Source organism: Levilactobacillus yonginensis (genome assembly GCF_964065165.1).
In the GTDB taxonomy this organism is placed as follows: domain Bacteria; phylum Bacillota; class Bacilli; order Lactobacillales; family Lactobacillaceae; genus Levilactobacillus; species Levilactobacillus yonginensis_A.
Window position 1 is genome coordinate 1,230,189 of the sequence record NZ_OZ061549.1, and the last position, 22,940, is coordinate 1,253,128.

At 49.0% G+C, this 22,940-nt stretch carries 20 protein-coding genes; 3 read left to right on the forward strand and 17 right to left on the reverse strand.

Translation table 11 applies throughout. From position 1 onward, the window contains the following. Nucleotides 1-105 precede the first annotated feature (105 nt). A complete protein-coding gene (locus AB3Y94_RS06045; RefSeq protein ID WP_367295439.1) occupies nucleotides 106-792 on the reverse strand; it encodes a DUF975 family protein in 687 nt (228 codons plus the stop codon). Nucleotides 793-1,036: 244 nt separating this feature from the next. Here AB3Y94_RS06045 and AB3Y94_RS06050 point away from each other — a divergent pair, with 244 nt between their 5' ends. After that, complete coding sequence (locus tag AB3Y94_RS06050; RefSeq protein ID WP_367295440.1) at nucleotides 1,037-2,758, forward strand: aryl-sulfate sulfotransferase; 1,722 nt, start codon at nucleotides 1,037-1,039, stop codon at nucleotides 2,756-2,758. Between the two features lie 62 nt (nucleotides 2,759-2,820). Here the strand turns inward: AB3Y94_RS06050 and AB3Y94_RS06055 are convergent, their stop codons facing one another. The 9 genes from AB3Y94_RS06055 to AB3Y94_RS06095 all read right to left on the reverse strand — a co-directional run bounded on the left by AB3Y94_RS06055 (nucleotide 2,821) and on the right by AB3Y94_RS06095 (nucleotide 12,235). Further along, entirely contained in the window at nucleotides 2,821-3,534 is a 714-nt protein-coding gene (locus AB3Y94_RS06055) for a hypothetical protein (RefSeq protein ID WP_367295441.1), read from the reverse strand. Between the two features lie 298 nt (nucleotides 3,535-3,832). Further along, nucleotides 3,833-4,705 carry a triphosphoribosyl-dephospho-CoA synthase CitG gene (gene citG, locus AB3Y94_RS06060; RefSeq protein ID WP_367295442.1) on the reverse strand — a complete coding sequence of 291 codons (873 nt, stop codon included), beginning with the start codon at nucleotides 4,703-4,705 and terminating at the stop codon, nucleotides 3,833-3,835. Between the two features lie 8 nt (nucleotides 4,706-4,713). Then, complete coding sequence (gene citX / locus AB3Y94_RS06065) at nucleotides 4,714-5,256, reverse strand: citrate lyase holo-[acyl-carrier protein] synthase (RefSeq protein ID WP_367295443.1); 543 nt, start codon at nucleotides 5,254-5,256, stop codon at nucleotides 4,714-4,716. Nucleotides 5,257-6,260: 1,004 nt separating this feature from the next. After that, the gene (gene citF / locus AB3Y94_RS06070) at nucleotides 6,261-7,799 is read right to left on the reverse strand and encodes a citrate lyase subunit alpha (protein WP_367295444.1); all 1,539 of its coding nucleotides are present in this window, start codon (nucleotides 7,797-7,799) and stop codon (nucleotides 6,261-6,263) included. Beyond that, the gene (gene citE, locus AB3Y94_RS06075; protein WP_367295445.1) at nucleotides 7,789-8,703 is read right to left on the reverse strand and encodes a citrate (pro-3S)-lyase subunit beta; all 915 of its coding nucleotides are present in this window, start codon (nucleotides 8,701-8,703) and stop codon (nucleotides 7,789-7,791) included. Before citE ends, citF begins: the two co-directional genes overlap by 11 nt. Continuing rightward, nucleotides 8,703-8,996 (reverse strand): citrate lyase acyl carrier protein, encoded by a 294-nt coding sequence (citD, locus tag AB3Y94_RS06080; RefSeq protein WP_125684446.1) that lies wholly within the window; start codon nucleotides 8,994-8,996, stop codon nucleotides 8,703-8,705. Before citD ends, citE begins: the two co-directional genes overlap by 1 nt. Continuing rightward, entirely contained in the window at nucleotides 8,986-10,032 is a 1,047-nt protein-coding gene (gene citC, locus AB3Y94_RS06085; RefSeq protein ID WP_367295446.1) for a [citrate (pro-3S)-lyase] ligase, read from the reverse strand. The genes citD and citC overlap by 11 nt, the downstream gene beginning before the upstream one ends. Nucleotides 10,033-10,081: 49 nt before the next feature. Further along, on the reverse strand, nucleotides 10,082-11,053 hold the full coding sequence (locus tag AB3Y94_RS06090) for an AEC family transporter (RefSeq protein ID WP_367295447.1): 972 nt from the start codon (nucleotides 11,051-11,053) through the stop codon (nucleotides 10,082-10,084). Nucleotides 11,054-11,083: 30 nt separating this feature from the next. Continuing rightward, the gene (locus AB3Y94_RS06095) at nucleotides 11,084-12,235 is read right to left on the reverse strand and encodes an NADP-dependent malic enzyme (RefSeq protein ID WP_367295448.1); all 1,152 of its coding nucleotides are present in this window, start codon (nucleotides 12,233-12,235) and stop codon (nucleotides 11,084-11,086) included. A 342-nt stretch (nucleotides 12,236-12,577) separates the two neighbouring features. Here AB3Y94_RS06095 and AB3Y94_RS06100 point away from each other — a divergent pair, with 342 nt between their 5' ends. Then, the gene (locus AB3Y94_RS06100; RefSeq protein WP_367295449.1) at nucleotides 12,578-13,540 is read left to right on the forward strand and encodes a sugar-binding transcriptional regulator; all 963 of its coding nucleotides are present in this window, start codon (nucleotides 12,578-12,580) and stop codon (nucleotides 13,538-13,540) included. A gap of 396 nt (nucleotides 13,541-13,936) precedes the next feature. Here the strand turns inward: AB3Y94_RS06100 and AB3Y94_RS06105 are convergent, their stop codons facing one another. Next, nucleotides 13,937-14,719 (reverse strand): alpha/beta fold hydrolase, encoded by a 783-nt coding sequence (locus AB3Y94_RS06105; protein WP_367295450.1) that lies wholly within the window; start codon nucleotides 14,717-14,719, stop codon nucleotides 13,937-13,939. 627 nt (nucleotides 14,720-15,346) lie between these two features. Further along, on the reverse strand, nucleotides 15,347-15,562 hold the full coding sequence (locus tag AB3Y94_RS06110) for a hypothetical protein (protein WP_367295451.1): 216 nt from the start codon (nucleotides 15,560-15,562) through the stop codon (nucleotides 15,347-15,349). Nucleotides 15,563-15,747: 185 nt separating this feature from the next. On the opposite strand from AB3Y94_RS06110, the gene AB3Y94_RS06115 reads away from it, so the two are divergent. Further along, on the forward strand, nucleotides 15,748-16,689 hold the full coding sequence (locus tag AB3Y94_RS06115; protein ID WP_367295452.1) for a nucleoside hydrolase: 942 nt from the start codon (nucleotides 15,748-15,750) through the stop codon (nucleotides 16,687-16,689). Nucleotides 16,690-16,748: 59 nt separating this feature from the next. Here the strand turns inward: AB3Y94_RS06115 and AB3Y94_RS06120 are convergent, their stop codons facing one another. The 5 genes from AB3Y94_RS06120 to AB3Y94_RS06140 form a co-directional block, all read right to left on the reverse strand. Next, nucleotides 16,749-17,369, reverse strand: a complete 621-nt coding sequence (locus AB3Y94_RS06120) for a zinc ribbon domain-containing protein (protein ID WP_367295453.1) — start codon at nucleotides 17,367-17,369, stop codon at nucleotides 16,749-16,751. Between the two features lies 1 nt (nucleotide 17,370). After that, complete coding sequence (locus tag AB3Y94_RS06125) at nucleotides 17,371-18,456, reverse strand: immunoglobulin-like domain-containing protein (RefSeq protein WP_367295454.1); 1,086 nt, start codon at nucleotides 18,454-18,456, stop codon at nucleotides 17,371-17,373. Between the two features lie 787 nt (nucleotides 18,457-19,243). After that, a complete protein-coding gene (locus tag AB3Y94_RS06130) occupies nucleotides 19,244-19,531 on the reverse strand; it encodes a type II toxin-antitoxin system RelB/DinJ family antitoxin (protein WP_125684873.1) in 288 nt (95 codons plus the stop codon). 617 nt (nucleotides 19,532-20,148) lie between these two features. Further along, nucleotides 20,149-21,780 (reverse strand): ABC-F family ATP-binding cassette domain-containing protein, encoded by a 1,632-nt coding sequence (locus tag AB3Y94_RS06135; protein ID WP_367295455.1) that lies wholly within the window; start codon nucleotides 21,778-21,780, stop codon nucleotides 20,149-20,151. Nucleotides 21,781-21,912: 132 nt separating this feature from the next. Further along, on the reverse strand, nucleotides 21,913-22,773 hold the full coding sequence (locus AB3Y94_RS06140; RefSeq protein WP_367295456.1) for a helix-turn-helix domain-containing protein: 861 nt from the start codon (nucleotides 22,771-22,773) through the stop codon (nucleotides 21,913-21,915). Nucleotides 22,774-22,940: the final 167 nt, after the last annotated feature.

Genomic DNA, 22,940 nt, shown 5'->3' on the forward strand with positions numbered 1-22,940 from the left:
GGCTTGACTCACTAGACCAATTCCGCAAACAAATTTTGTTATCCTTCAACAAGTTCCTCAGAAATAAAAAAGACGCCTGTTAGTGGCGTCTCCGATTATTTAGAATTACGGTCTAAACCCAGCTGCTGATTCCTGTTCCTTTTGCTTCAGTAGCAGTTGGTTATAGAACTTAGCCTGCGTTTGCCAGAAGTACGGCAGAATGAACAGGTTGGCCAACCCATACGTAATGGACCCGACAATGAACCACAGCAGAAAACTCAACGCCATCAGAAACATGAAGCCCTTTTCTCCGTTCATCAACTCCCGTGAGCGGGTAATCGCGTCAATCAAACGAATTTCTTCGCCTCGATCAACGGCATCCCGGTAAATGTAGAACGCCTGCGAGTACGAAAAGGCTTTGATGATCCCCGGCACAATCAATAGCAATGACCAAAGCACCACCAGAATCGTACTGATGATTCCGATGCCAATCCAACCCCAGAAATACCGCGACTTATCAAATAGAGCAAACGACCGTTCAATAGGCTTATCAAAATCCGCCTTTCCCCGGTCAATATCAATCATGGTGATACTCATGCCAGCGTTTAGCATCCCCGCTACCAGGTAGAGCACAGTGCCCATCAACTCATCTCGCATTGACGGTTCCACGTCCAACGAGTAAGTCTTGGTTACCCAATCACCCAAGATGAATAGGGCCACCATTAAAATCCCGTTTAATAGATAAAAACTACGGTGGTCAGCAATTAATTTTCGAGCACCAGCTTTAAATCTTTTGCGATCTTCTGAATCCATAACGTCCTCCTCCAATGGTGACTAAGTTCATCTCCCCGAATCATTCACCCACCATGCTTTAATTAGTCTACACTTCTAACTGCATACTGCCAACTGGTAATTCAATCACGCACAGCTCCCACAGTGACACACCACCCCTTGACCAACCCTCATCCGGTTGTCATTCAAAAATATAATTGCTAGAATGACAGGAGTAAGTTAAAAGGACCTAGTGTTAATCATTTGAAGGAGTTAGTTACATATTATGAAGAAATTTTGGAAAATCAGCCTAGGCATCATGTTAGCCCTGATTATTATCGGTGGTGTAACGGCCTACCATGAGCGCCACAACGTTCGGCGTCTTCTGCTGGTCCACCAGCATTACCACCGAAGAAATATTCTCTCGGAGAACCAGATCAAGCTCAATCTCCGACCGGCACTTTCAACGAAACACACCACGGCCACTAACCGGCTCAGTGCGACGTACAAGGCACAGCTCAACGCCTTAAAATCCGGTTCCGCCAACGCTAAGATCATCGTCAATCCTTACAAGACTTCACCGTTGAGTGGCCTGATTTTGGTGAAGACCCAGGCAGCCACCAAGGTTAAAGTGACCGTCCACGGGGATACCCCGGCGACGACCATTACCAAACACCTCAAGGGCTATCACACCACCCATTCAGTTGGTGTTTTGGGACTCTACGCCAACCGGACCAACCGGGTGACGCTCCAATTTACGAAGGAAAATGGGAACAAGTCCTACACCACCTACACCATGACCACCCACGGCACCCCCAAAGACATTGGCAAAAACACGCTTAAAACCAGCCAGCCACAAAAAATGGCGCTGGGTAAAGGCAATCAACGTCTGACCTTTGCCGTCAGCAGTCAGGGAACCACTTACGGGCTGGATGCCAACGGGCAGGTGCGCTGGTACAGCACTGCACCGATTTCACACGTCTTTAAGCGCCTTAGCAACAATCACCTACTGATTCTGACCAAGATTTCAGCCAGTGAACACAAGTACAACGCTCTGCGGGAAACGGACTTCTATGGCCGCGTCTACCGCCAATATAATTTCAGCGGTCTCTTCCCTACCCGGAAGGACCACTCGAAGCTGGCCACGAACACGGTCATTCACCACGACGCTATCGAATTACCGAACCATAATCTGTTATTGACGGTGGACGACGGGAGTAGTAAGTACGTCGAGGACACGATGGTTGAAATCAACTACCAGACGGCGAAAATCGTCAAAGTCATCGACCTGAAACGCTTGCTACCCAAGTCAGCCTATACGCAATACGACGGCACCCACCGGCCGGATGGTAAAATCGATTGGTTCCATCAAAATTCCATGGTCTATGATCGAAAACGCGACGAACTCATCGTATCCGGTCGTAACCAAGATATGATTTTTGCCATCAACTACAAGACGACCAAGCTGAAGTGGATTCTTGCCGCACCGGACAAGTTGCCGAAGAGCTACCACCACTACCTTTTGCAGCCGAAGTCCCAGCACTATCGCTATAACGGCGGGCAGCATGCCGTTAACCTCATCCACAAAGACACGCATCAGGGGAACACACTGGCGCTTGAATTCTACGACAATAATGTGCCCGTCACTCGGGGTAAGACCAAGCAATCCAAACAGTGGTCGGCCGGTGAAATCGTTTCGATTAACCAACTCCACCGAACAGTCCACAAGACCTGGAGCTTTGGTAAGTCACTGGGTAAGCGAAACTTCACCAACATTGTTGGAAGTAGCTACGCCGTTGGTAAGGGAAATACCCTGATTGGTTTCGGTTACGCTAGCAAAGGCAAACGCAGTGAATTCGTCGAGGTCAACCGTAAGACGAACCACATCGTCTATGACGTCGACCGGACGGGCTTCCACCACGGTGATTGGTCATACCGGGCACAACGCATGAGTCTCTATCCCGGGACCGGTGCCGTTGGGCTAAAGGAAATCACACCAACTAATTAAGAATAGGCTTTGCGCCAGTCACCCGTTTACGGGGTTGCCGGCACAAAGCCTATTTTTATGTTCTATTTGACGCTTGCCAGACTCTTATCAAATTGCCGCTTGGCCTGTAAATATAGCCGCATGGATGCCTTAGAATCACGCCGGTGTTTGGCCAGGGTCGCCAACGCCCATTTAGCAGACACATAGGCTTTCGCCGTGTCATTCGGTAACACGTACAGAACCTGCCCCTTCTTCTGGGCCCGCTGTAGCCGCTTATGTAGAGGTTGTTGCCTCAATAGTTTGCGCGTGACTAATGCCGTGTTCCCCGCGGCTTCTAGCCGTGAATCCATCAACGTCTGCCAATCCGCGTGACCGTAATAATTGTACTGGCTACTATCAGCTAACACCCCCACCGTCCCCTGAGCGGTCGTCTTTGGTGTCACCATGTCGCCATAGTCTGCGGCGGTCCAGGGCGTGGCCTTATGATAAACCTGCTTTTTTCCGTGCTTGATTGTGAAGTCAACGACGAGCCATTTCACACCCTTGGACCGACCGACGACATAAGTAAAGTGCCAGTTAGACCGCTTTTGGGTGAGTATCAGTCCCACCTGACCTTGCTTGCTAACCTTAAGACCAGCAAAGTGATAACCTAACTGCGCCGTGGTCGTCGTCAACCGGGCGCTGTCGCTGGTATCGATGATGGGCTTGCTCTTCGCCTGTGCTTGAGCCGTTCCCAGAACCCCCGCAATGAACACCGCGGCCATCATAATAACCACTCGTAAACCTTTAACTCGCATCTTACAATCTCCCCTAAAACAAATATTCGATTAACAATCAATCCCTATTAACCAATGATTATATAATCCCCTTCTCCTGGTACCTTGTCAATCCGAATTAAGCCACGGAATGACGCGTAATACTACCTTTTGTCGCACGTCTTGACTATAGACGTTCAGAGAACAAAAGGGGGGTGAGACTTTTGTCCCCCCCTTCGCTAACTGTAAATTTATGCCGAAGCGTGTACCAGCAGGCAGCTCACTTTGCTTAATCCTAAAGGTCACCGCTCACTAGCTAATCTCCGCTGGCCTACTTTATTTAAAAATTAAAACTATCATTGGTCAGGACACCTTCGCGGAGACCCAAAAAGATGGTTAGGATCAGTAGATCGGCCGACCCACCCAGGCTCAGGTTACGATCGTCAAAGACCCGGTTCAATTCCAGCAATTTTTCCCACCCCGTCGGCGTCTTGCTGCCTCCGGCGGCCAGATAAGCGTTGGCTTGTTCGTGGGCCCACGCCACCACATGGCTATCACCACCGGAACGTTTGACCAAGTTAGTATCCACACTATTGGCCACGATTGCCATTAGGGTATCCAGCAACCGTTGATTGGCGGTTCCTGAACTCTGCCGCAACGCTGGCAAGGCGTGGGCAAAGACCGTTGGATAACCCTGTTCGGCTTCCCCCCGAATGCCCGTGATGCCGTAACGCAGATACAGCCGTTCTCCGGCCGTTAAGTCTGCTTCCAGCTTATCACCTACGTGAGCAAAATCATTGGTCGTAAGACCCTTGAGCATGCCTTTAATGGTCGCTTCCAGGTCTAGACCCAGCCGTTCACTGTATGCGCTAGCCGCCACCAAGATTCCTAAGGAAAAGACGGCACCTTTGTGCGTATTTACCCCGTTAGTTGCCTGAAACATGGCGCGTTCAGCCGCGATGCCAATTGGCCGTAACTGCGCGAACAATGCCGGCAGGTTGGCATCGTTAAACGCCGTCCCAGCCGCCGCACACTGCTCGAAGTAGGTTCGCAGGCTCAGTGCACTGTCGATGAACGTGAAGACCGTCATATCCGGGTGTGGTCCCTGTGATGCGGGATCGACTAACCCAGGCTTGGGCGTCACACTCACTTCAAAGAGCAGGGCTCGCAAGGCATCGTTCGCAATGGTGGTTGACTGGTTCGTGTTTTCCATGACTTCTCCTACTTTCTAATGATTGCTTGGTAGACCTGATCAATGTGATCCTGCAACTCTGCCACGGAATGACGCCGTGACCGCGCACACTCTTTAGCGGGCCGGTTGCAAATAAAACACCGACGAACAGCGGAGCCTAACGCGGTCCGTGACAAGGAGGTGCCACTCCCCGCCATCAATACATCCACGTCAAAGATGCGGCCCAGGTCGTCCTCATCTTCAAACGCCACGGCAACCTGCTTGACGGTTTGAGCTACCATTGGCGTTACCCAGAACAGTTCGTTACCGGCGGCAGTATGCCACTGAGCCAGCTCAGTCGTTGTGATACCAGCCTGCTTAAACGCTGCCGTGAGCCGCTCGATTCCCACCGTAAACAGGTCCTGAATTCCCTGATTGTTCTTGATGGGTCCAGGAATGTTGAGTTTCACCGCAACCAGCGTCTCTGCCGGATGCTTAGCGAGGACTTCCTGCTGAAAGGCCACTCGCCGGTCTTTGTTGGCTAGGACGTCGGCAATGGTCAGGTCCTGCCCCTTATCAAACAACGTGGACATGTTGATTCCTCCTTAGGTTTTGTTATGGTTCTTAGTTTTAAAATTTTAAAATAGTCGATGCCACCTTCGGGTGGCCGGGATGGGGGCTGCTGTGGGGACCGCCTGCGGCCTGAGGTGCGGTCCTCCGGCTCGGTTTGAAACCACGCTAAACCCGCGCGTTTCCAAACACGTCCCGTGCTGTAAGCTCGGGAATCCCCCCCCCGAGCAACACCACCGACACAGCAGCCCCCATCCCAACCACCCTGCGGTTACACTAGTTGTTAACAATAACCGTCCATGAACGTGAAAACCAACATCGTTCAATCAACATTCTGGGCGTTAAAGCACTGACAATTACCGAGATAGTTAGAAATTAATCATCACTAGAATAGCAGCAATTGTGGCTACCATCATAATGACTTGTATATAACGGCACAGCTATTGAACAAGTATCAACCAAGCAATTTGGTTAATAACAATCAACCAGCTAATTTACCATCATTCCAGCCGTGAGGCCACAAAATATGGGCTCAGGCGCCTCGTTGTTCTTAGTCCCGGTGATTTCCCGGGGCTTAGAACAAGACCAAGCTTGTAGACTCGTGTTTTTCGAGGCTTAAAGTTGTGTCGGCACCGTTCCAGCCCATATTTTGTGGCTGGTAAGGCGGTACACCAACGGCTCCTCAACTGAACAACCACCAACCAAGCAAGCTGATTGTAACGTTCAAACAACTGATTTACCGTCAGTCCAGCCGTGAGGTCACAAAATATGGGCTCAGGCGCCTCGTTGTTCTTATCCCCGGTGATTTCCCGGGGGTTAGAACAAGACCAAGCTTTAAGACTCGTGTTCTTCGAGGCTTAAAGTTGTGTCGGCACCGTTCCAGCCCATATTTTGTGACCGGTAAGGCGGCAACACCAACGACCAAATCCAGTCTTTGACTCTAACCAGATTAGCACTTGTGAATAAGTAAGGCCACCCAAACCTGATTGAGTGGCCTCACATTTATTGAGCTGTCATAGGAAAAAACTTAGTCCTTAACTTGCTTGATGGAATCGATCACAGTCCCGTCACGGTATTCGATCAAAGCAACCGTCCGGTCAGTGTATTCCAATGGCTTTGGCGTACCAACGCGCTTTTCAGCCATCTTTTGTAGGTCTTCAATCTTGTAGACTGGTAACCCAGGAATGTTGCTCAAAGCGTCCAGTAAGTCTGTCCGCTTAGGGTTGATAGCAATCCCAAATTCAGTGACTAAGACGTCAACTGAATCACCAGGCGTAACCACCGTGGTAACGTCAGGAACAACCGTAGCGATCCGGCCCCGAACCAGTGGTGCGGAGATGATCGTCAATTTACCAGTAGCGGCGTCTTGGTGACCACCAATGGCCCCACGGATCACACCGTCAGAACCAGTCATGACGTTGACGTTGAACTTGGTGTCAATTTCCAAGGCACTCAAGATAACGACGTCTAATTGGTCAACCATGGCACCCTTGTTGTCGGGGTCAGCGTACCAAGAAGCATCGATTTCTTGTTGGTCGCCGTTGGTGTGCATAGAATCCGCAGCACCCTTGTCAAAGTCTTGAACGTCCATAACCTTCTTGACCAAGCCTTCATTTAACAGGTCGGTCGTTGGCTTCGTAATCCCACCCAAGGCAAAAGAGGCTTTGATTTGGTTGTCGATCATTGCCTGACGCAAGTAACGCGTAACGGCTAATGCGGCACCACCAGAACCCGTCTGGAAGGAGAAGCCATCTTTGAAATATGGTGAATGGGTGATGACATCGTTTACCATGGAAGCAATCTTTAATTCCTTAGGATCCTTGGTGAAACGCGTAGCACCGGAACCAATTTTGTCGGGGTCCCCTACCTTGTCGACCTTGATGACGTAGTCAACTTGCGTTTGCTTGATAGAAGCTGGCGTGTTGGGGTAATCCACGATGTTATCAGTCAGTAAGACAACTTTGTCAGCGTATTGGGCGTCCATTAAGGCATAACCCAATGACCCAAAGACAGCGTCACCCTTCATCCCGTTGGCATTCCCTAATCGGTCAGCACTTGGAACACCTAAGAAGGCTACGTCAATCTTAATGTCACCGTGTTCGATGGAACGAGCCCGGTTTCCGTGAGAACGGAAGATAACCGGGTTCTTCAAACCACCGTGTGAAACGAAGTTCCCGAGGGAACCACGCATCCCAGAACTGGTGATGTTCGTGATAGTCCCAGCCTTGATGGCTTCAATGACCATGTCGTTCATGACACCAGTCAATGAGGAAGGTGCCAAGGTTAAGTTCTTGATGCCGGCGTCAATGATGACCCGCATCACCTTGTTGAAGACGTAGTCCCCGTTACGGAAGTGGTGATGGAAGGAGATGGTCATGCCATCTTCAAGCGTTTCATCAACGACCTTCTTAATAGAGTCGACAATCTTGTCGTCCCCCGTTGAAACGTGAACTTTAGGCGCAACCCGTTGGATTTCGGGGTTACCAATTTCAGTCGTTTCAAATGGCTGGTAGTTTAATTGCTTCATCAAATCATCTGGTAATTCGCGATTTACTTTACTTTTCAAGATAATTACCCTCCTCATCAACTAAGTTGGAAGCCTTGGCCAAGCTCATGACCCGTTGTGCCCGGAGTACAACGGGGCGGTCAACCATTTGACCGTTCATGGAGATAACACCGGAGCCCTTTAATTTAGCTTCTTGAATAGCGTTGATTACGTTCTTAGCATTCTTAATTTCAGCGGCCTTTGGTTCGTAAACCTTGTTGACCATTGGGATTTGACGTGGGTTAACCAGGGACTTCCCGTCGAAACCAAGTTGGTGAATGTATTCAGTTTCACGGTAGAAGCCTTCCGTATCGTCCATGTTCGTGAAGACCGTATCGAAGGCGGCCACACCAGCAGCACGGGCAGCGTGTAAGACCATGTTCCGGGCAAATTCAAGTTCCTTGCCGTCTGGGTAACGGTGAGTCTTCATGTCGGTCGTGTAGTCTTCGGCAGAAAGCGCGATCCCAATCATCCGGTCAGAAGCAGCGGCGATATCAGCAGCCCGAAGAACACCCTTGGCGCTTTCGATAGCGGCCATCAGGTGCGTCGAACCAGCTTCACGGCCAAATTGCGTTTCAGCAGCGGCAATGTCTTGGTCCAACTTTTCAACCATTTCTGGAGATTCAGCCTTAGGCAAACGAATAACATCGATGCCAGCCTTAACCATTGCCTTCACGTCGTTGTCATAGAATGGCGTATCTTGGCCGTTGACCCGGACAACCAGTTCAGCGTTACCGTAGTCTTGCGTTTGCAAAGCTTCGTAGACCAATACCCGAGCGGCATCCTTTTCTGGCAAAGAAACGGAGTCTTCCAGGTCAAACATAATGGAGTCGGCACCGTAGATCCCGGCATCCTTGACCATCGCTGGGTTATTCCCTGGCACGAACATCATGGTTCGGCGTAAACGTTCTTCATTTTCAGCCATTAGAGTACCTCCCATTCTGGTGTGTCCGTCGTTTCAGCAGCACGTTGAATTGCGGCGATCGTCCGGGCCTTGATGACACAGTCCAAGGCACCCTTGTCGACAGCTTTGACCTTAGCGTCTTTGACGTCTAGCTTAGCTAACGTGTCTTTGATTACTGATTCGATTTGATCCCCAAATACTTTTTTAACATCCGATTGCAGGTCGATGCTGATTCCGTTGTCGGCCTTAGAAATCGTTAACTGAATGTCGGAGGATTCAAGGGTTCCGGCAATCGCAGTCTTTTTAATTTCCATGAATAGTCATTCCTTTCTGAATTCTGGCTTGTAAGGTGGTTAGATGTTTTTGGATAAATTGATAGGTCGTGGCGGGCAAGAAATCTTGCACCGTCGCAATCTCATTCTGGGCAATCGCCTCGCGAACCTGGGTGGCCGTGATGACTTGGCCACTGGCTTGCTTACGATCAACCACGTGCACGGTAATGGCTGGCGCCAATTCCTTCTGCAGAACCTGATTGTAGATTCCCGTCGTCCGGGAAAAGGGTTCACTCCCCAGGTACCGTTGTGTGATGTTCAATCCTGGCGCGATGGCATTCTTAAAGATCCGCGCGTCCAGCGTCGTTTGATACGTGATGGCTTCATCCGGCGTGGGTAAAAAGTACGCCGGGAACGTGACGTAACTGACCATGTACTGGCCACCATTGACCACGATCACGTTGCTCAAGTCGGCCGTCCCAGCTTGAACTAGAGCTAACCGTTCCGTCGTGCTAAACAGGGAAACGTCGTCGCTAACAACGAAGACGTAGACCAAGTCGTTTGCCGCGGCCGCCTGCTCAACCAGGTAGCGGTGCCCCAGGGTGAACGGATTGGCGTTCATGACAACGCTGGCCACCTGTAAGTCTGCTTGGTTGGGCTGTTGCGGAATCCGGCGAACGTAATCCTTGACGTCGGTGTCCCCCGTTTCCAGGATAGCGCCTAAGTCCGTGTGGGCTAACTCGTTGAAGCCAATGTGTTGAAAACTCTGAGAGTACTTTAGTTTGGTGAAGACGAACACATGAAAGATGTCATTTTGCGCCAACAGGTTCATCAGAGACGAGATAATCGTGTTGAAATGGCTTCCGTGAACGGAAAACTTGTTGCAGACCCCCACGTACTTGAGGACGTTACCAGCAACCGAGCCGGTTGCCACCAAGCTACCGGCATCATTGTACATGCCAAGTGTGCTATCGATCTGTGCGAGTTCATTTTCTTGGAAGTTACTGATACCTAGGGATTCCAGGAACTCTTTCCATTCGCGAAAGACCTCACGATCCTTAAGATTCAGCAGTTGCACATCGTTATTAATGAGTCGTCACCACTTTCTTAACTATCAGAGACAGCAATTACATATTTTGAATAACCATGATGATTGGAACCACCACGATGAACAATACTGAAGTTGAAACCACGATGTTCGTAGCAAATTTCACGTCACCATGGTACGTGTTAGCCAAGATTGGTAGAACGGCCAGTGAAGGCGTAGCGGCTTGGATGATCAACGTTTGTTGGAACACGTCGTTCATGTGAACCCCCACGTGCAAGCCGGCAAAAATAATAATTGCCATGATGATTGGTGAAATCACGAACCGACCCAGTAAGGTCCAGATTACGTTGCCGTCGAAACGCATGTTTAAGATACCAAAACTCTTTAACATAATCCCAATGTAGATCAAGGATAGTGGCGTTACCAACGCACCAATATCAGATAAGGCGGTTGTGGCAAAAGTAATCTTCATTAAACCACTTTGCCATCCTGGAATGTAGATAACTGGTAGGGCAATGATGAACCCCCAGAGTGGCGTAGGAATCAAGTGATGCCAATCAAAGCTGGCCTTGCTGCCATCGTTGGTTGGGTCGTCACCGGCAATGACCCAAACCCCTAAGGTCCAGATGATAACCGTGTTGACAATGTAGTAAGTCAGTAAGTAAGGAACGGAAACTTCACCGAACAAAGCAACGTTCAGTGGCATCCCGATGAAGACGGTGTTGGCACCGTTGATGGCCGTCATCATCAAACCACGCCGGCCGCGGGCCACGTGGAACATCCGCACGGCGATCCAAGCGACAATGTAGCCGATCAGGATGGACATGACGGTGTAGATGACCCCAGTTGACAAGTTAGCCAACTCTGAAGGCTTAAAGAACTTCATCATTGCCATAAAGATTGAAGCGGGCAATGAAATCTTCATAATCAGTTTAGACAAGGAACCGGAAAACTTTTCATCAAACCACCCTTTTGATTGGCCGAAGTAACCAACGGCAATCATCAAAACAATGGCTAAAACACTTTGGATAGAGGTTAAGAATACATTCATGAGTCGTAACTTCCTTTACTATAGGAATATTTATTTTTGTGACGCGATAATCGCTTTCGTAACTGTCTCAACGACGCCTTCATCAAAGACGCCGGGAACAATCTTGTCAGCCGTTGGTGCCGCAATCGTCTGAGCCAAAGCTTCAGCAACAATCTTTTCAACATCCATGTTGACCGTCTTCAAGCCGCTCTGGAGCAAACCTTTGAACAGACCGGGGAAGACCAGGATGTTATTAACTTGGTTAGGATATTGACCTGAACCAGTTGCAACCACACCTGCACCAGCTTCGTGGGCAATGGCGGGGTCAATTTCTGGCTTAGGGTTGGCCAAGGCGAAGATGATTGGCTTAGCAGCCATCCGCTTAACTTGGTCACCAGATAAGAGGTCGGCATCGGATAAGCCGATGAAGGCATCCTGCCCGTCAATAACGTCATCCAAGGTCGTGCCTTGAACATCGTTACCAACTTGCTTAGCAAAGTCTGTTTGGTAACAATTGTCCTTGGTTGAATCGGGTTTAACGACCCCGTTGATATCAACTAAGGTCAGATTCTGGATGCCCACACCGTAGAGTAACTTGGCAGTGGCCAAGCCTGAGGCACCGACACCGTTCAAGACGATCTTTAAGTCTTTCAGCTCTTTGCCAACCACTTTAGCAGCGTTGATCAAGCCGGCCAAGACAACGATGGCGGTTCCCTCTTGATCATCGTGGTAAACGGGAATGTCTAAGGCTTGCTTCAATTCATCTTCGATTTCGAAACACCGGGGTGCCGCGATATCTTCCAAGTGAATCCCAGCAAATGACAGGGACAAGTTCTTCAGCGTGCTAACGAAGTCCTTAACGGGTACTTGGTTAACGGCCAATGGTAAGGCGTTGACACCGGCTAAGTCCTTGTATAACAATGACTTGCCTTCAACAACGGGTAACCCACCGGCTGGACCAATGTCACCCAGACCCAAGACAGCGGAACCGTCAGTCACAACCGCAACCAACTTCCCACTCAACGTCATCTTGTCTTTAAGACTAGGATTGGCTTCGATGGCCTTTGAAATGGTTGCAACACCGGGTGTGTAGGCTTTGCCTAAGTCGCTCTTGTTATTGACAGCCATTTCGGCTTCCATCCCAAGAACACCCGTATGTTCTTCATGCAAGGCAACAATTTCATCTTTATCCAATGCATTCATTCCTTTCGCGTATGTAAACAAATAGTTTGTGAATACTTTATCTTATTAGCTAACAAAAGCTATCTTACACGCATTTTTTAAATATTGCAAATTTAATTGATATTTTTTAAAATTTAAAAGTTTATCTTTGGATAATTAACAATACTGTTGATTTTTTTGGTAATATTAAAAGAGTTAAAGTGCCCACATCACCCCTAACTTGTGCTCGGAGTCGGAAGTTACCACTGTGTGGGCTCACACAACACCACACAAGCTCGGCATCTCCAGCGGTACGAACCGCCGATTGCCGGTTGAACATGGTATACTAATAATAGAAGATTGACCCAGCGGAGGACCCTAATTATGGACAAGAATATGACCCACGAGGAGCTACTCGTTCAAGTGTCGCAGGACTACTACTATAGTAACCTGGCCGTTTCAGAACTCTCTCGTAAATACAATTTAAGCCGCTATCTTGTGACCAAATACCTGGAAGAGGCCCTGCAATCAGGAATCGTCACTATTCACGTGAATTCTCCAGTGGCCCGTAATTTTCAATTGGAAACAGAATTCAAGAAAATCTTTGATATTCCCCACATTGCAATTCTGCGGGGTGACGGCAGTTCCGACGCCAATGCTAATAACATCGTGGCGTACTCTGCCAAACGAATTCAGCTCTTAATCGCTGAAAGCCACGTGGTTGGACTGACCTGGGGGAGCACCGTCCACAGCATCATCGACCATTTCAACTCTGAACTGGTCGATGGCCTGGTCTTCACCCAGTTTGTGGGCGAAAACATGAAATACAACTCACGGACTGGTTCGACCCGCATGGTGGAACACGCCGCCTCCCGGTTCGACGCCAACTACCACGTCCTGCCAGCACCGCTGTACGTGGTAAATCAGACGGTTCACGACCTCTTGCCACAGGAACCCGCCCTTCAACAGACCATGACGCTGGCCTCGCGGATGGACCTCCTCTTCTGTGGGATCGGAACGATTGCCTCAATCGATTCAATTCCTACTTGGAACAATACCAAGGCGGACCTCTTCCCCGGCGTTGACCCCAGTCAGATTGCCGGCATGTTGTTCGGCCGGCCGTACGATATTCAAGGAAACTTCTTGATTCCTGAGCGAGACACCGTCATGGGCATTTCGCTCGACAAAGTTCTGGCAACTCCCCGGCGGTTTGGGGCCATTAAGAGTAAATTCAAAACCCATGCAGCACTTGGTGCGTTGCGGGGTAAGCTTTTGACCGATCTAGTCATTGATGAAGGCATTGCCCAGCGAATCCTAACCGCCAATAAAGACTTAAACGAAGACTAATGTACGCAAAAGCGCAAGAATCCTAGCTGGATTCTTGCGCTTTTTGCATTCATTGCTCACAATGCCCGCCTCCGGTGATCAGGACCGGGGCCTGCTATGGGGACCGCCTGCAGCCAAAAATCGGGCTTCCGGCTCGACTCGAAGCCCCCGCCAAGTTCGCGCGGTCTCCGAGCTCGTCACATGCTGTAGGTTCGGGAATAACCCACCCGAACCAACACCATCGTCACAGCTGTCCCCGGTCCTGACCACCTTCGGCTACGTTGTCGCTTAAGGGACAACGTAACTAAGCGGTCTCTTTGAAATTGAACAATGGTATACCTCTATTTCTATTTGTTCAAGCTATCGCTACCTGGTCGATTGGATTTAATAGCTAGCTATGACAAGATTTTTTACACTCTACAGTTTTCCCAAAAATCCATCTAACACCTGGTTAAACGCCACTGGCTGTTCTGCCATGACGATGTGCCCGGCGTGAGCAATCACTTTGGCCGTTCCGTTGGGCGCCAGGTTCGCGCAGGCCGCTGCGAATTTTGGATTAAAGTATGGTGACTCCTCACCAGCCACAATCAGCAATGGTACTTTTAATTGAAGCAAAACATCTCGCCAATCCTGGGCGGCATGGTCGACCAATAGTGGATAATTCAATTCCGCATCGTAAGGATACTGATCGTTGACCGCCTGAACCTTAGCAAACGTGGTATCACTGATTCGACTGACCGTCGCTTTCCCCAGTGGTTCACGTAATAACGTGGGGAATTGTTCCCAGGTAAGATTCTTGAACCCAAATGACCAGTCGGCATCGGCCACCATCTTGGGACTTTGATCAACGTCAATAATGGCCTGAACCTTAGCCGTTCCAAATAAGGAGACATAAGCAAAAATTGTGGCCGCACCCATTGAATTTCCTAATAAAATAACATCTTGTACGTTCAAGTGATCCAGCAACTCTGCCAGATCCATCGCGTGCCGCGTAATTCGCCGGCCCTTAAACGTATGGGCAGATGCCCCTTGGTTGCGGGCATCCACATTAATTACCCGGTAGCCTTGAGCTAACAGGTGCTCAACTTGATTTTCCCAAATAACCCGGCTTCCCCCGATTCCGGTCAAAATCACGACCGGGGTCCCAGTTCCCTGGTCATCGAAGGCGAGTTGAACGCCATCGTTGGTTGTAAACTTCATCGTTGTTTCCCCCTCTTCGTCGAAATTTAGTGTACGGCTATGTTGGAGGCGGGTCAACTTACCGTGAAAAATTGCTGCAAAAATCACATAAAAAACGGCCCCGGTAAACCTAACTAGGCATATCGAGGCTGCTTTTAGAAATAATCTACCTGAAGCTTGATGATTTTTAAAACCCAATCTTGCTTGTCGTGACACCGATTTTAGCAGGCCAACCGGTTGTGGCCGGACTGGAATGACACAGGTTGAGCCGTCACTGGCAGCCTATTCCTCTATCAACTAAACGCTATTATCAGTTAGCCCATAAAGAGTGGCACGCATACATCCTTCAGCTTTGATCATGTTAAACCACAATCAAAGCCGGAGGAGGACAGGGATAGCGTCAGCCGTGGAGGTGGTGTTAGCTGGTAATTTTCCAGCATACAGCACGGGCGACTTTGAAGACACGGATTTTTCGTGGCTTCAAATCGAGCGAGAAGACTGGTGATTTTCCAGTCTGAAGCGTCCCCACAGCGGATGGAATCCCTGGCCTCCGGAGTGCGCTCAATTCAGCAGTAGCTATACTTGCTAACACTGGATTGAAACAAACAATTCATCTTTAAGCCCTTAGTGATTTACACTTAATGTTCGTTAATTATTACTGCTAGTTTTACTTGGTATGCCTTTTGGAGCGCCGGATGGTTTGCCACTCATGCCTTTAGGCGCGTTTTTCATCTGGGTCGTTTGTGCTGATTTTTCCTGTTGTTGGCCGAGCAGGTACCCCGTGCCACCACCGCCAGCGAATAATATCATCCCAGCAACGACTAAGGCCAACCAATGTTTGGGACCTTTACGACTTGGTTGCATGTAAACTTCATCCTTTCTGATCAATCGGATACCTTGACCATGATTCCTAGTATACGGCGGTTTCCTTAAGCCTAGCTAAATCAACTAACAACATTACTTGCAACGTCTCCAACAATTCGTTAAAATGAGAACTATCAAATGGCAGTTCCTTATTAATATTCGTATATTGGAGGATGACTATATTTATGCGTAACGTCTATTTTAACCATGATGGTAGTGTTGATGACCTGGTTTCCTTGCTGTTATTGCTCCAAATGGAAGATGTCCACCTGACCGGCGTGGGTGTCGTTGGTGCCGACTCGTACCTGGAACCCGCCTTAGCCGCCAGTCGCAAAATCATTGACCGGTTTGGCCATGGTGAACAACTGGACGTCGCCGCTTCTGATTCCCGCGGCGTGCATCCCTTCCCTAAGGAATGGCGATTAGACGCTTTTAGTTTAGATGCCTTGCCAATCCTGAACGAAGCTGGTACCGTACATACACCAGTGGCAGCACAACCCGCTCATTTAGACTTAGTAGCTAAGGTCCAAGCCACCGACGGACCCACTACCCTAGTTATGACCGGTCCTTTGACCGATCTGGCTCGGGCTTTGGAATCCGATCCCAGCATCGCCGAGAAAATCGACCGCTTGTACTGGATGGGTGGTACGTTTGATGGTCGTGGTAACGTCGCAGAACCCGAACAGGACGGCACCACGGAATGGAACGCCTACTGGGACCCAGAAGCCGTTAAAACCGTTTGGGACAGCCAAATTCCGATTCAAATGGTTGGACTCGAAAGTACCCGCCAGGTACCATTGACACCAGCGATTCGCCAACACTGGGCCCAACTTCGTCAACACCCAGCCATCGATTTCATTGGCCAAGGCTACGCGCTGGTTCCTGCCCTCCAACATTTTGAGACCAACTCCACCTACTTCTTATGGGACGTCCTCAACACGGTGGCCAGTGAATTTTCTGCTACCGTCACGACTAAACAGGTCATGAGTGACGTACTAACAACCGGACCCGGCCGCGGTCGAACCTTTGAAACGCCGGATGGTCGCCCCGTCACGCTAGTTACTCAGGTCGACCACGATGCGTTCTTCCAGCATATTGATGACCTCGCTATCTTAGCGGATGACTAGCATCCCCTGACTTTTAGATAAAATCCAGCAAAAAAGCTGACCTCATTGGTCAGCTTTTTTTAGTCGTTACTATCGAATTCATCATATAGCGTTGACGTATCTGGAATCTCAACTGAGACAGATTTTTCATACTTCACATCAGTTATATTAATATCCACAGATGTACTATCGCCGTAATCATCTTCCACGGATGCGTAGCCTGAATAATGGTCCCCACCCGTGTGTCGCTCAACGGTGACATCTGTCGCCTTAGCATCCAAGTCAAAATCATCTTGAATCATGTTGGTAACGACATCAACCGCATCCTTGGACAATCGCCGTTCTGTCGACTGTATCTTAGATTCACTGGACGACCTTGAACGACTGACCCGGGCAATTGAAGCTTGTTCAGCTTTTTGCTTGGCTTCTTGTTGTTTTTGAAAGATAACGTTCATGGTAATAATCACCACGAGAGCTAGACCAATTGCAACACCACCAATGGTGGCCCACTTTTTAAAATTAGGACTATTAAGAAACGCCCACCAATTCGTGGTGGTTGACGTTGGCTGTGGCGTCGGTGTTGATTGCGTCTGCTGTGGCGTCTGTGGTTGTTCACTAAACTTATACCCGCAGTTCCGGCAAAAGACCGCGTCCGCTGGTAACTTGGTTCCGCATTGCGGACAGAATTTTTCCTGTGTCATTTTAATACCCCACTATATCACTAACGTAATGGTGTTCTGCCCCCGTCACGTCCTTAGTTTGGACAATGACGTGTTGTGGTGCAGAAATATCCGTTGCAAATAAATCGTAGCCCTGTAAATACACCGCGGTGACGTTATTACCACCGCCGATGCTATCCTGATGGCCGTTGCTATACATAAAATACCGTTGATTGGCGACCCAGAGTCCTTGCAGTTTTTGTTCGGGACTCTGCCTAAACCGCAGCACGGCCGCGCCATTTTTTTCGCTCAAGGCGGCAAGTTGATCCGTACTGCTCATCGAAAGTTGTTTCCCACCATTCACCAATAGTGGGACCCGCAAGGTCTTACCATTGAACGTTGCCGTAATTAAGGTCATGCCATCAGCGATTGGTGTCACGTTCCCCCGCTGATCGACCGTCGCAACCGCTGGCCGTGTACTACCCCAGACCACGGGATGGCTGACTGTCGTATCATCATCGTAATAGATTTCCACGTCCGCCTTCTGTCCCGGTTTCACAATTCGGTATTCACCCTTGTTGTCGTCAAACCACGAGGTTGCCAAAGCGTCCAAGGACAGCTTACGTACTTTCACCGACCGCTTCACGTTGAAGCGATAACCAGCCGTATCCGTGACGTGGTAAGTCACCGTGTACTTACCGGGAACTTTGGTGTTCACGTGACTAGTAGCTGTCACCTGAACTTTATCCGGTCGGGTAACCCGGAGTTGCTTGCCCGCTAGTGGTTTAAAAGCTGCGTCCTGCTGGACTGATTGCCGTTTAAACGTTAACTGGGGTCGTTGAACCTTAGTCGTAGCGTTAGCCCGAATGTAGCCTAAATTTTGGTGATGATTCGTTAATCGATAATATGTATACCCCTTGCTGCGTACCCGTTTCGTCACCCAGAGAATCCGCTTACTGTAAGTTTTGCCACGATGCTTAATGCCTGTCGAACGAGGACTCTTCAATAAGTTCACGCGGGTGTTACGGATGACCACCGGTTTTTCTGTGGCGGCTTGGACTGGGTAACTAACTCCCATGCCCATTAAACCGATAACCACTGCTAACCAGAATTTGACGCCCTTATTCATGTGGGACTCCTTCCAAAACAATCTTTCAACCACTAAACCGGTCATTAATTATGATAGTTGAATATTGTCCGTTTGACAATCTCAGATTCTTACTTATTGAAAGAAATACCGGACTAGCTGATAATCGGTCACGCTCGGCCACCTGCGGCGGTCAGAGATTCCGCCTGCTGTGGGGAACGCCTCCGGCCTGAAAAGCGGTCCTTCGGCTCGGTTTGAAGCCTGGAAAGATCGCCAGTCTTCAAACACGTCCCACGCTGTAAGCCGAAAATCGGCTAACACCGTTGACACAGCTGGCTCCACCTCTGACCTCCTCCGGTTAAACGGGTTCTTGGAACTAAGCTAGCTTAAATGACTGCACTTACTCATCATTATTGGCGCGCTACTAGGTAACCGAGAGTGAGTCAAATTTAAAAATAGCGACTTGAAGACATGCTTTGCGGCTTCAAGTGAAGGGCAGGACCACCTTTTGGTTTGCCCTGCCCCTCCTACCGCGTTCCAATCCAAATTTGGCGAATAGTAAGGCGGCAATTTCCCACTATATCTGACTAAACCCCAATACCCAATCTTGATTGAATCAGGCATAGTGGGTGTTTCAATGTTTTCACCTTTAGTTAAAATATCTAACCTCAACTATCATCCTAATACCTTCTAATTAACTGCTAATTAATAATTCCACAACAAGTCTCAATCTGTTGCTAGCACACCAAAAAGGCCATGACATCCGCCACAGCCCCGCTAAATCACTATTTATCAAAATCTGTAAATAGATCCAGTCGATTCACCGGATTCACTGATTATCGTTCAAGTCCTGCCAGAGTTCCTCGACCGAAGCAAAGGTCTGAGTCTCGCCCATCTTCGCCTCTCGTTCAACTTCCTGACGCAACGCTTGCTTAGAGAGCTCAACGTCAAACGGCAGGGAACCGTCCGCCACGGATTGTTGTAGAAATAAATTAATGGCCGTGGTCAGACTCATGTCGTACTGCGCATATACTTTGGTTGCTTGTTCTTTTAGGCCGGCAACTAACGCCACATCAAGGTGTTCCGGTTGATTGATGTTCAGTTCTGAATGGTTCATGCTCTTCACTCCTTCATAAAAGTCTACCTAACCTCACCTGCAAGCCAACTTTAGCATGGCCTTATAGGGTCAGACAACCATTATCGTTTTAGGGTCGTCAGCCATTAAGATATTCAATTATTTGTCGGCAAATCGGCAATGCGGTCATCTTTCTAGGTACCAAATCGCCAGCCACCTGCATCTGTCAGAGATTCTGCCTGTTGTGGGGAACGCCTCCGGTTAACCGGGTTCTTAGGCTTAAATGCCTGAATGACAGGAACTTACGCAATATCATTGACACTCAACTAGATAGCCGAGAGTGAGCCAAATTTGGACTCAGCCGTGGGATTTTCAAGTGATTTTCTTGAAAATGGCGACTTGAAGACGTGCTTTGCGGCTTCAAGCGAGGGGCAAGACCGCTTTTTGGCTTGTCCCGTCCTACCCACCGCGTTCCAGTCCAAATTTGGCGAACGGTAAGGCGACATTTTTTCACTATGCCTGACCCACTCCTGGTTGTATCAGGCATAGTAGGTGTTTCAGTACTTTCAACCTTTAGATAACAAAAAAAGACGTCTGTCCCCCGTCCAGTCAGCCCTGAGGCTACCGTCGTGGTGTCAGACGTCTATGAATATTAAAGCTTATTTTTCATCGTAAAGTGCAGCGACTTGTTCCTGAACTTGCTTATGATTCAGGAATTCGTCATAAGTAGAATCTGCCCGGTCAACGATGCCCTTAGGACTTACTTCGATGATCCGGTTTGCAATCGTTTGGATGAACTCGTGGTCATGGGACGTGTAGATGATACTGCCCGTAAACGAAACCAGGCTGTCGTTCAATGACGTAATGGATTCCAAGTCTAAATGATTCGTTGGGTCGTCCAGTAACAGGACGTTGGCCTTACTCAACATCATCTTGGAAAGCATTGCCCGGACCTTTTCGCCCCCGGACATCACGTCGACTTCCCGATTTACGTCATCCCCAGAGAAAAGCATCTTCCCTAAGAAGCCGCGCAAGAAGGTGTTATCGCTCTCTTCCTTGGAAGCAAATTGCCGTAACCAGTCAATGACGGATAGCTGGTTTTCAGCAAAGTAATCGTTGACGTTCTTGGGGAGGTAGGTCGTGCTGGTCGTTTGGCCCCACACAACGTTCCCACTATCTGGTTCCATTTCACCAGCGATGATCTGCATCAACGTCGTGGTGGTCAAGTCGTTGCGGCTAGTGAAAGCCGTCTTTTCGCCTGGCCGTAACGTGAAGCTCACGTCGTCCAAAATCGTCACGCCATCAATCGCCTTAGAAACGTGTTCCACCCGCAGGAGGTCGTTACCAAGTTCCCGTTCCGGGTTGAACTTGATGAAGGGGTACTTCCGTGAAGAAGGCTTGATGTCGTCCAAGGTAATCTTTTCCAACTGTTTCTTTCGTGAAGTGGCCTGCTTAGACTTGGAGGCGTTGGCACTGAATCGCGCCACGAAGTCTTGTAATTGCTTGATTTGATCAGCCTTTTTGGCGTTGGCGTTCGCCTTCAGCTGGGCGGCTAACTCGCTGGATTCCATCCAGAAGTCGTAGTTCCCGACAAACAGCGTAATTTTCCCAAAGTCCACGTCACACATGTTCGTGCAGACCTGGTTCAAGAAATGCCGGTCATGGGAAACCACAATGACGGTGTTTTCGTAATCTGCCAGGAAATTTTCCAACCAACTAATAGATTGGACATCTAACCCGTTGGTCGGTTCGTCCAAGAGTAACACGTCAGGATGACCAAACAAAGCTTGGCCCAACAGGACTTTCACTTTTTGTGATTCCGTCAGTTCACTCATCAAGACCTGGTGTAAAGACTCATCAATACCCAGCGCTTGTAACATCTGAGATGCTTCGGATTCGGCTTCCCAACCACCCATTTCACCAAATTCACCTTCTAATTCAGCCGCGCGAAGTCCGTCGGCGTCACTGAAATCAGGCTTCATGTAGATGGCGTTTTTTTCAGTCATGATATCGTAGAGCTTTTGATGGCCCCGAATGACCGTGTCCATCACCTTTTCATCTTCAAAGGCAAAGTGATCTTGGTTCAAGCTGGACATCCGTTCGTTTGGTCCCATGGAGACGTTCCCGGTCGTGGGCTTCAACTTACCTTCGATGATCTTCAGGAAAGTGGATTTCCCAGCGCCGTTAGCGCCAATGACCCCATAACAATTCCCCGGGGTGAACTTAAGATTAACATCGTCGTAGAGCTTCCGGTCGGAGAACTGCATACTGACATTATTGACGGTTAACATGAACGATACCTCCTGTGATTTGTGCGTAAAAAACCAACGCGTCTGATTAACGGCAACGTTGGTTTCAACTTATATTCGTTATGACATGTTAGGGTAGTTTACCATAAAACCAAGCGACAAGCAACGCTTACGCTACGTCCAGGTCTGTTGGGCGGCGTAACGTTCCCGATAAGACTTCGGGGTCATCTGGAAACGCTGCTTAAACGTCACAAAGAAATTTTTCTCCGTCCGAAACCCCGTCTTGAGGGCAATGCTTTGAATGGATTCTTGCGATGTCATCAACAACTGGGTCGCCCGTTCCAACCGAATCTGTCCGAGATACGCTTTGGGCGAGATGCCCATGTATTCTTTGAAGTACCGAGAAAAATAAACACTGGAGTAGTTTAGTCGTTCCGCTAACTCAGCAATGGACACCGCCTGGCTATACTTTTCCTGAATCTCCGTAACTGCCTGGCGCAACGGTTGGGGTAACGGTAACTGGTCGCTATTGACCTGACCGTTAACAGTTAGCTTCTTTAACAGCTGACCCACCAATTGATACTCCGCACCTAGGCTGGCAAGATAGTCCGCCTGATCGACTGGTTCTTCACCACCACTCGCCGCCAGCGTTCTCACCGAACGCGCTAGTTCTTGGTACGGTTCACTATTTAAGTCCAGATCCAGCGGCCCCCAAATAGGCAACTGGTCGTTACCCACCACGTTACGCAACCACGCTGCTGGTAGCAACAGTGTCATCACTTGATTATCTTCATCCAAGAAGGTCTCATAGCTATGGACCACTTCCGAATTAATCACGTACAGGTGGCTTGGCTGCATTTCATAAGTTGAACCACCAATGTGGACAGTTCCTGGTCGGCCCTTGTAGGCAAAGGCCAGTTCAACCGCCTGGTGCCAATGTGGTAAAACTAGCTTCAGACCAACTGTTCCGTGTGAAATCACTCGTAACGGTAACGCCATTTTAAAATTCAAACGCTCATGATAAGGCCGTGGCATGACAGGTCCCCCATTTCTGTTCGCGGCAAATAGAAAACGGTTTCATTCCAACATCTATTAAATAGACCAATTTCTTTCATCTAGCATACCACGTCTGTTCGCTAGATGGTTAAATTTAGTAATTTAATCATCATATTACGGGATTATGCAATTATTCAATCCCCGGT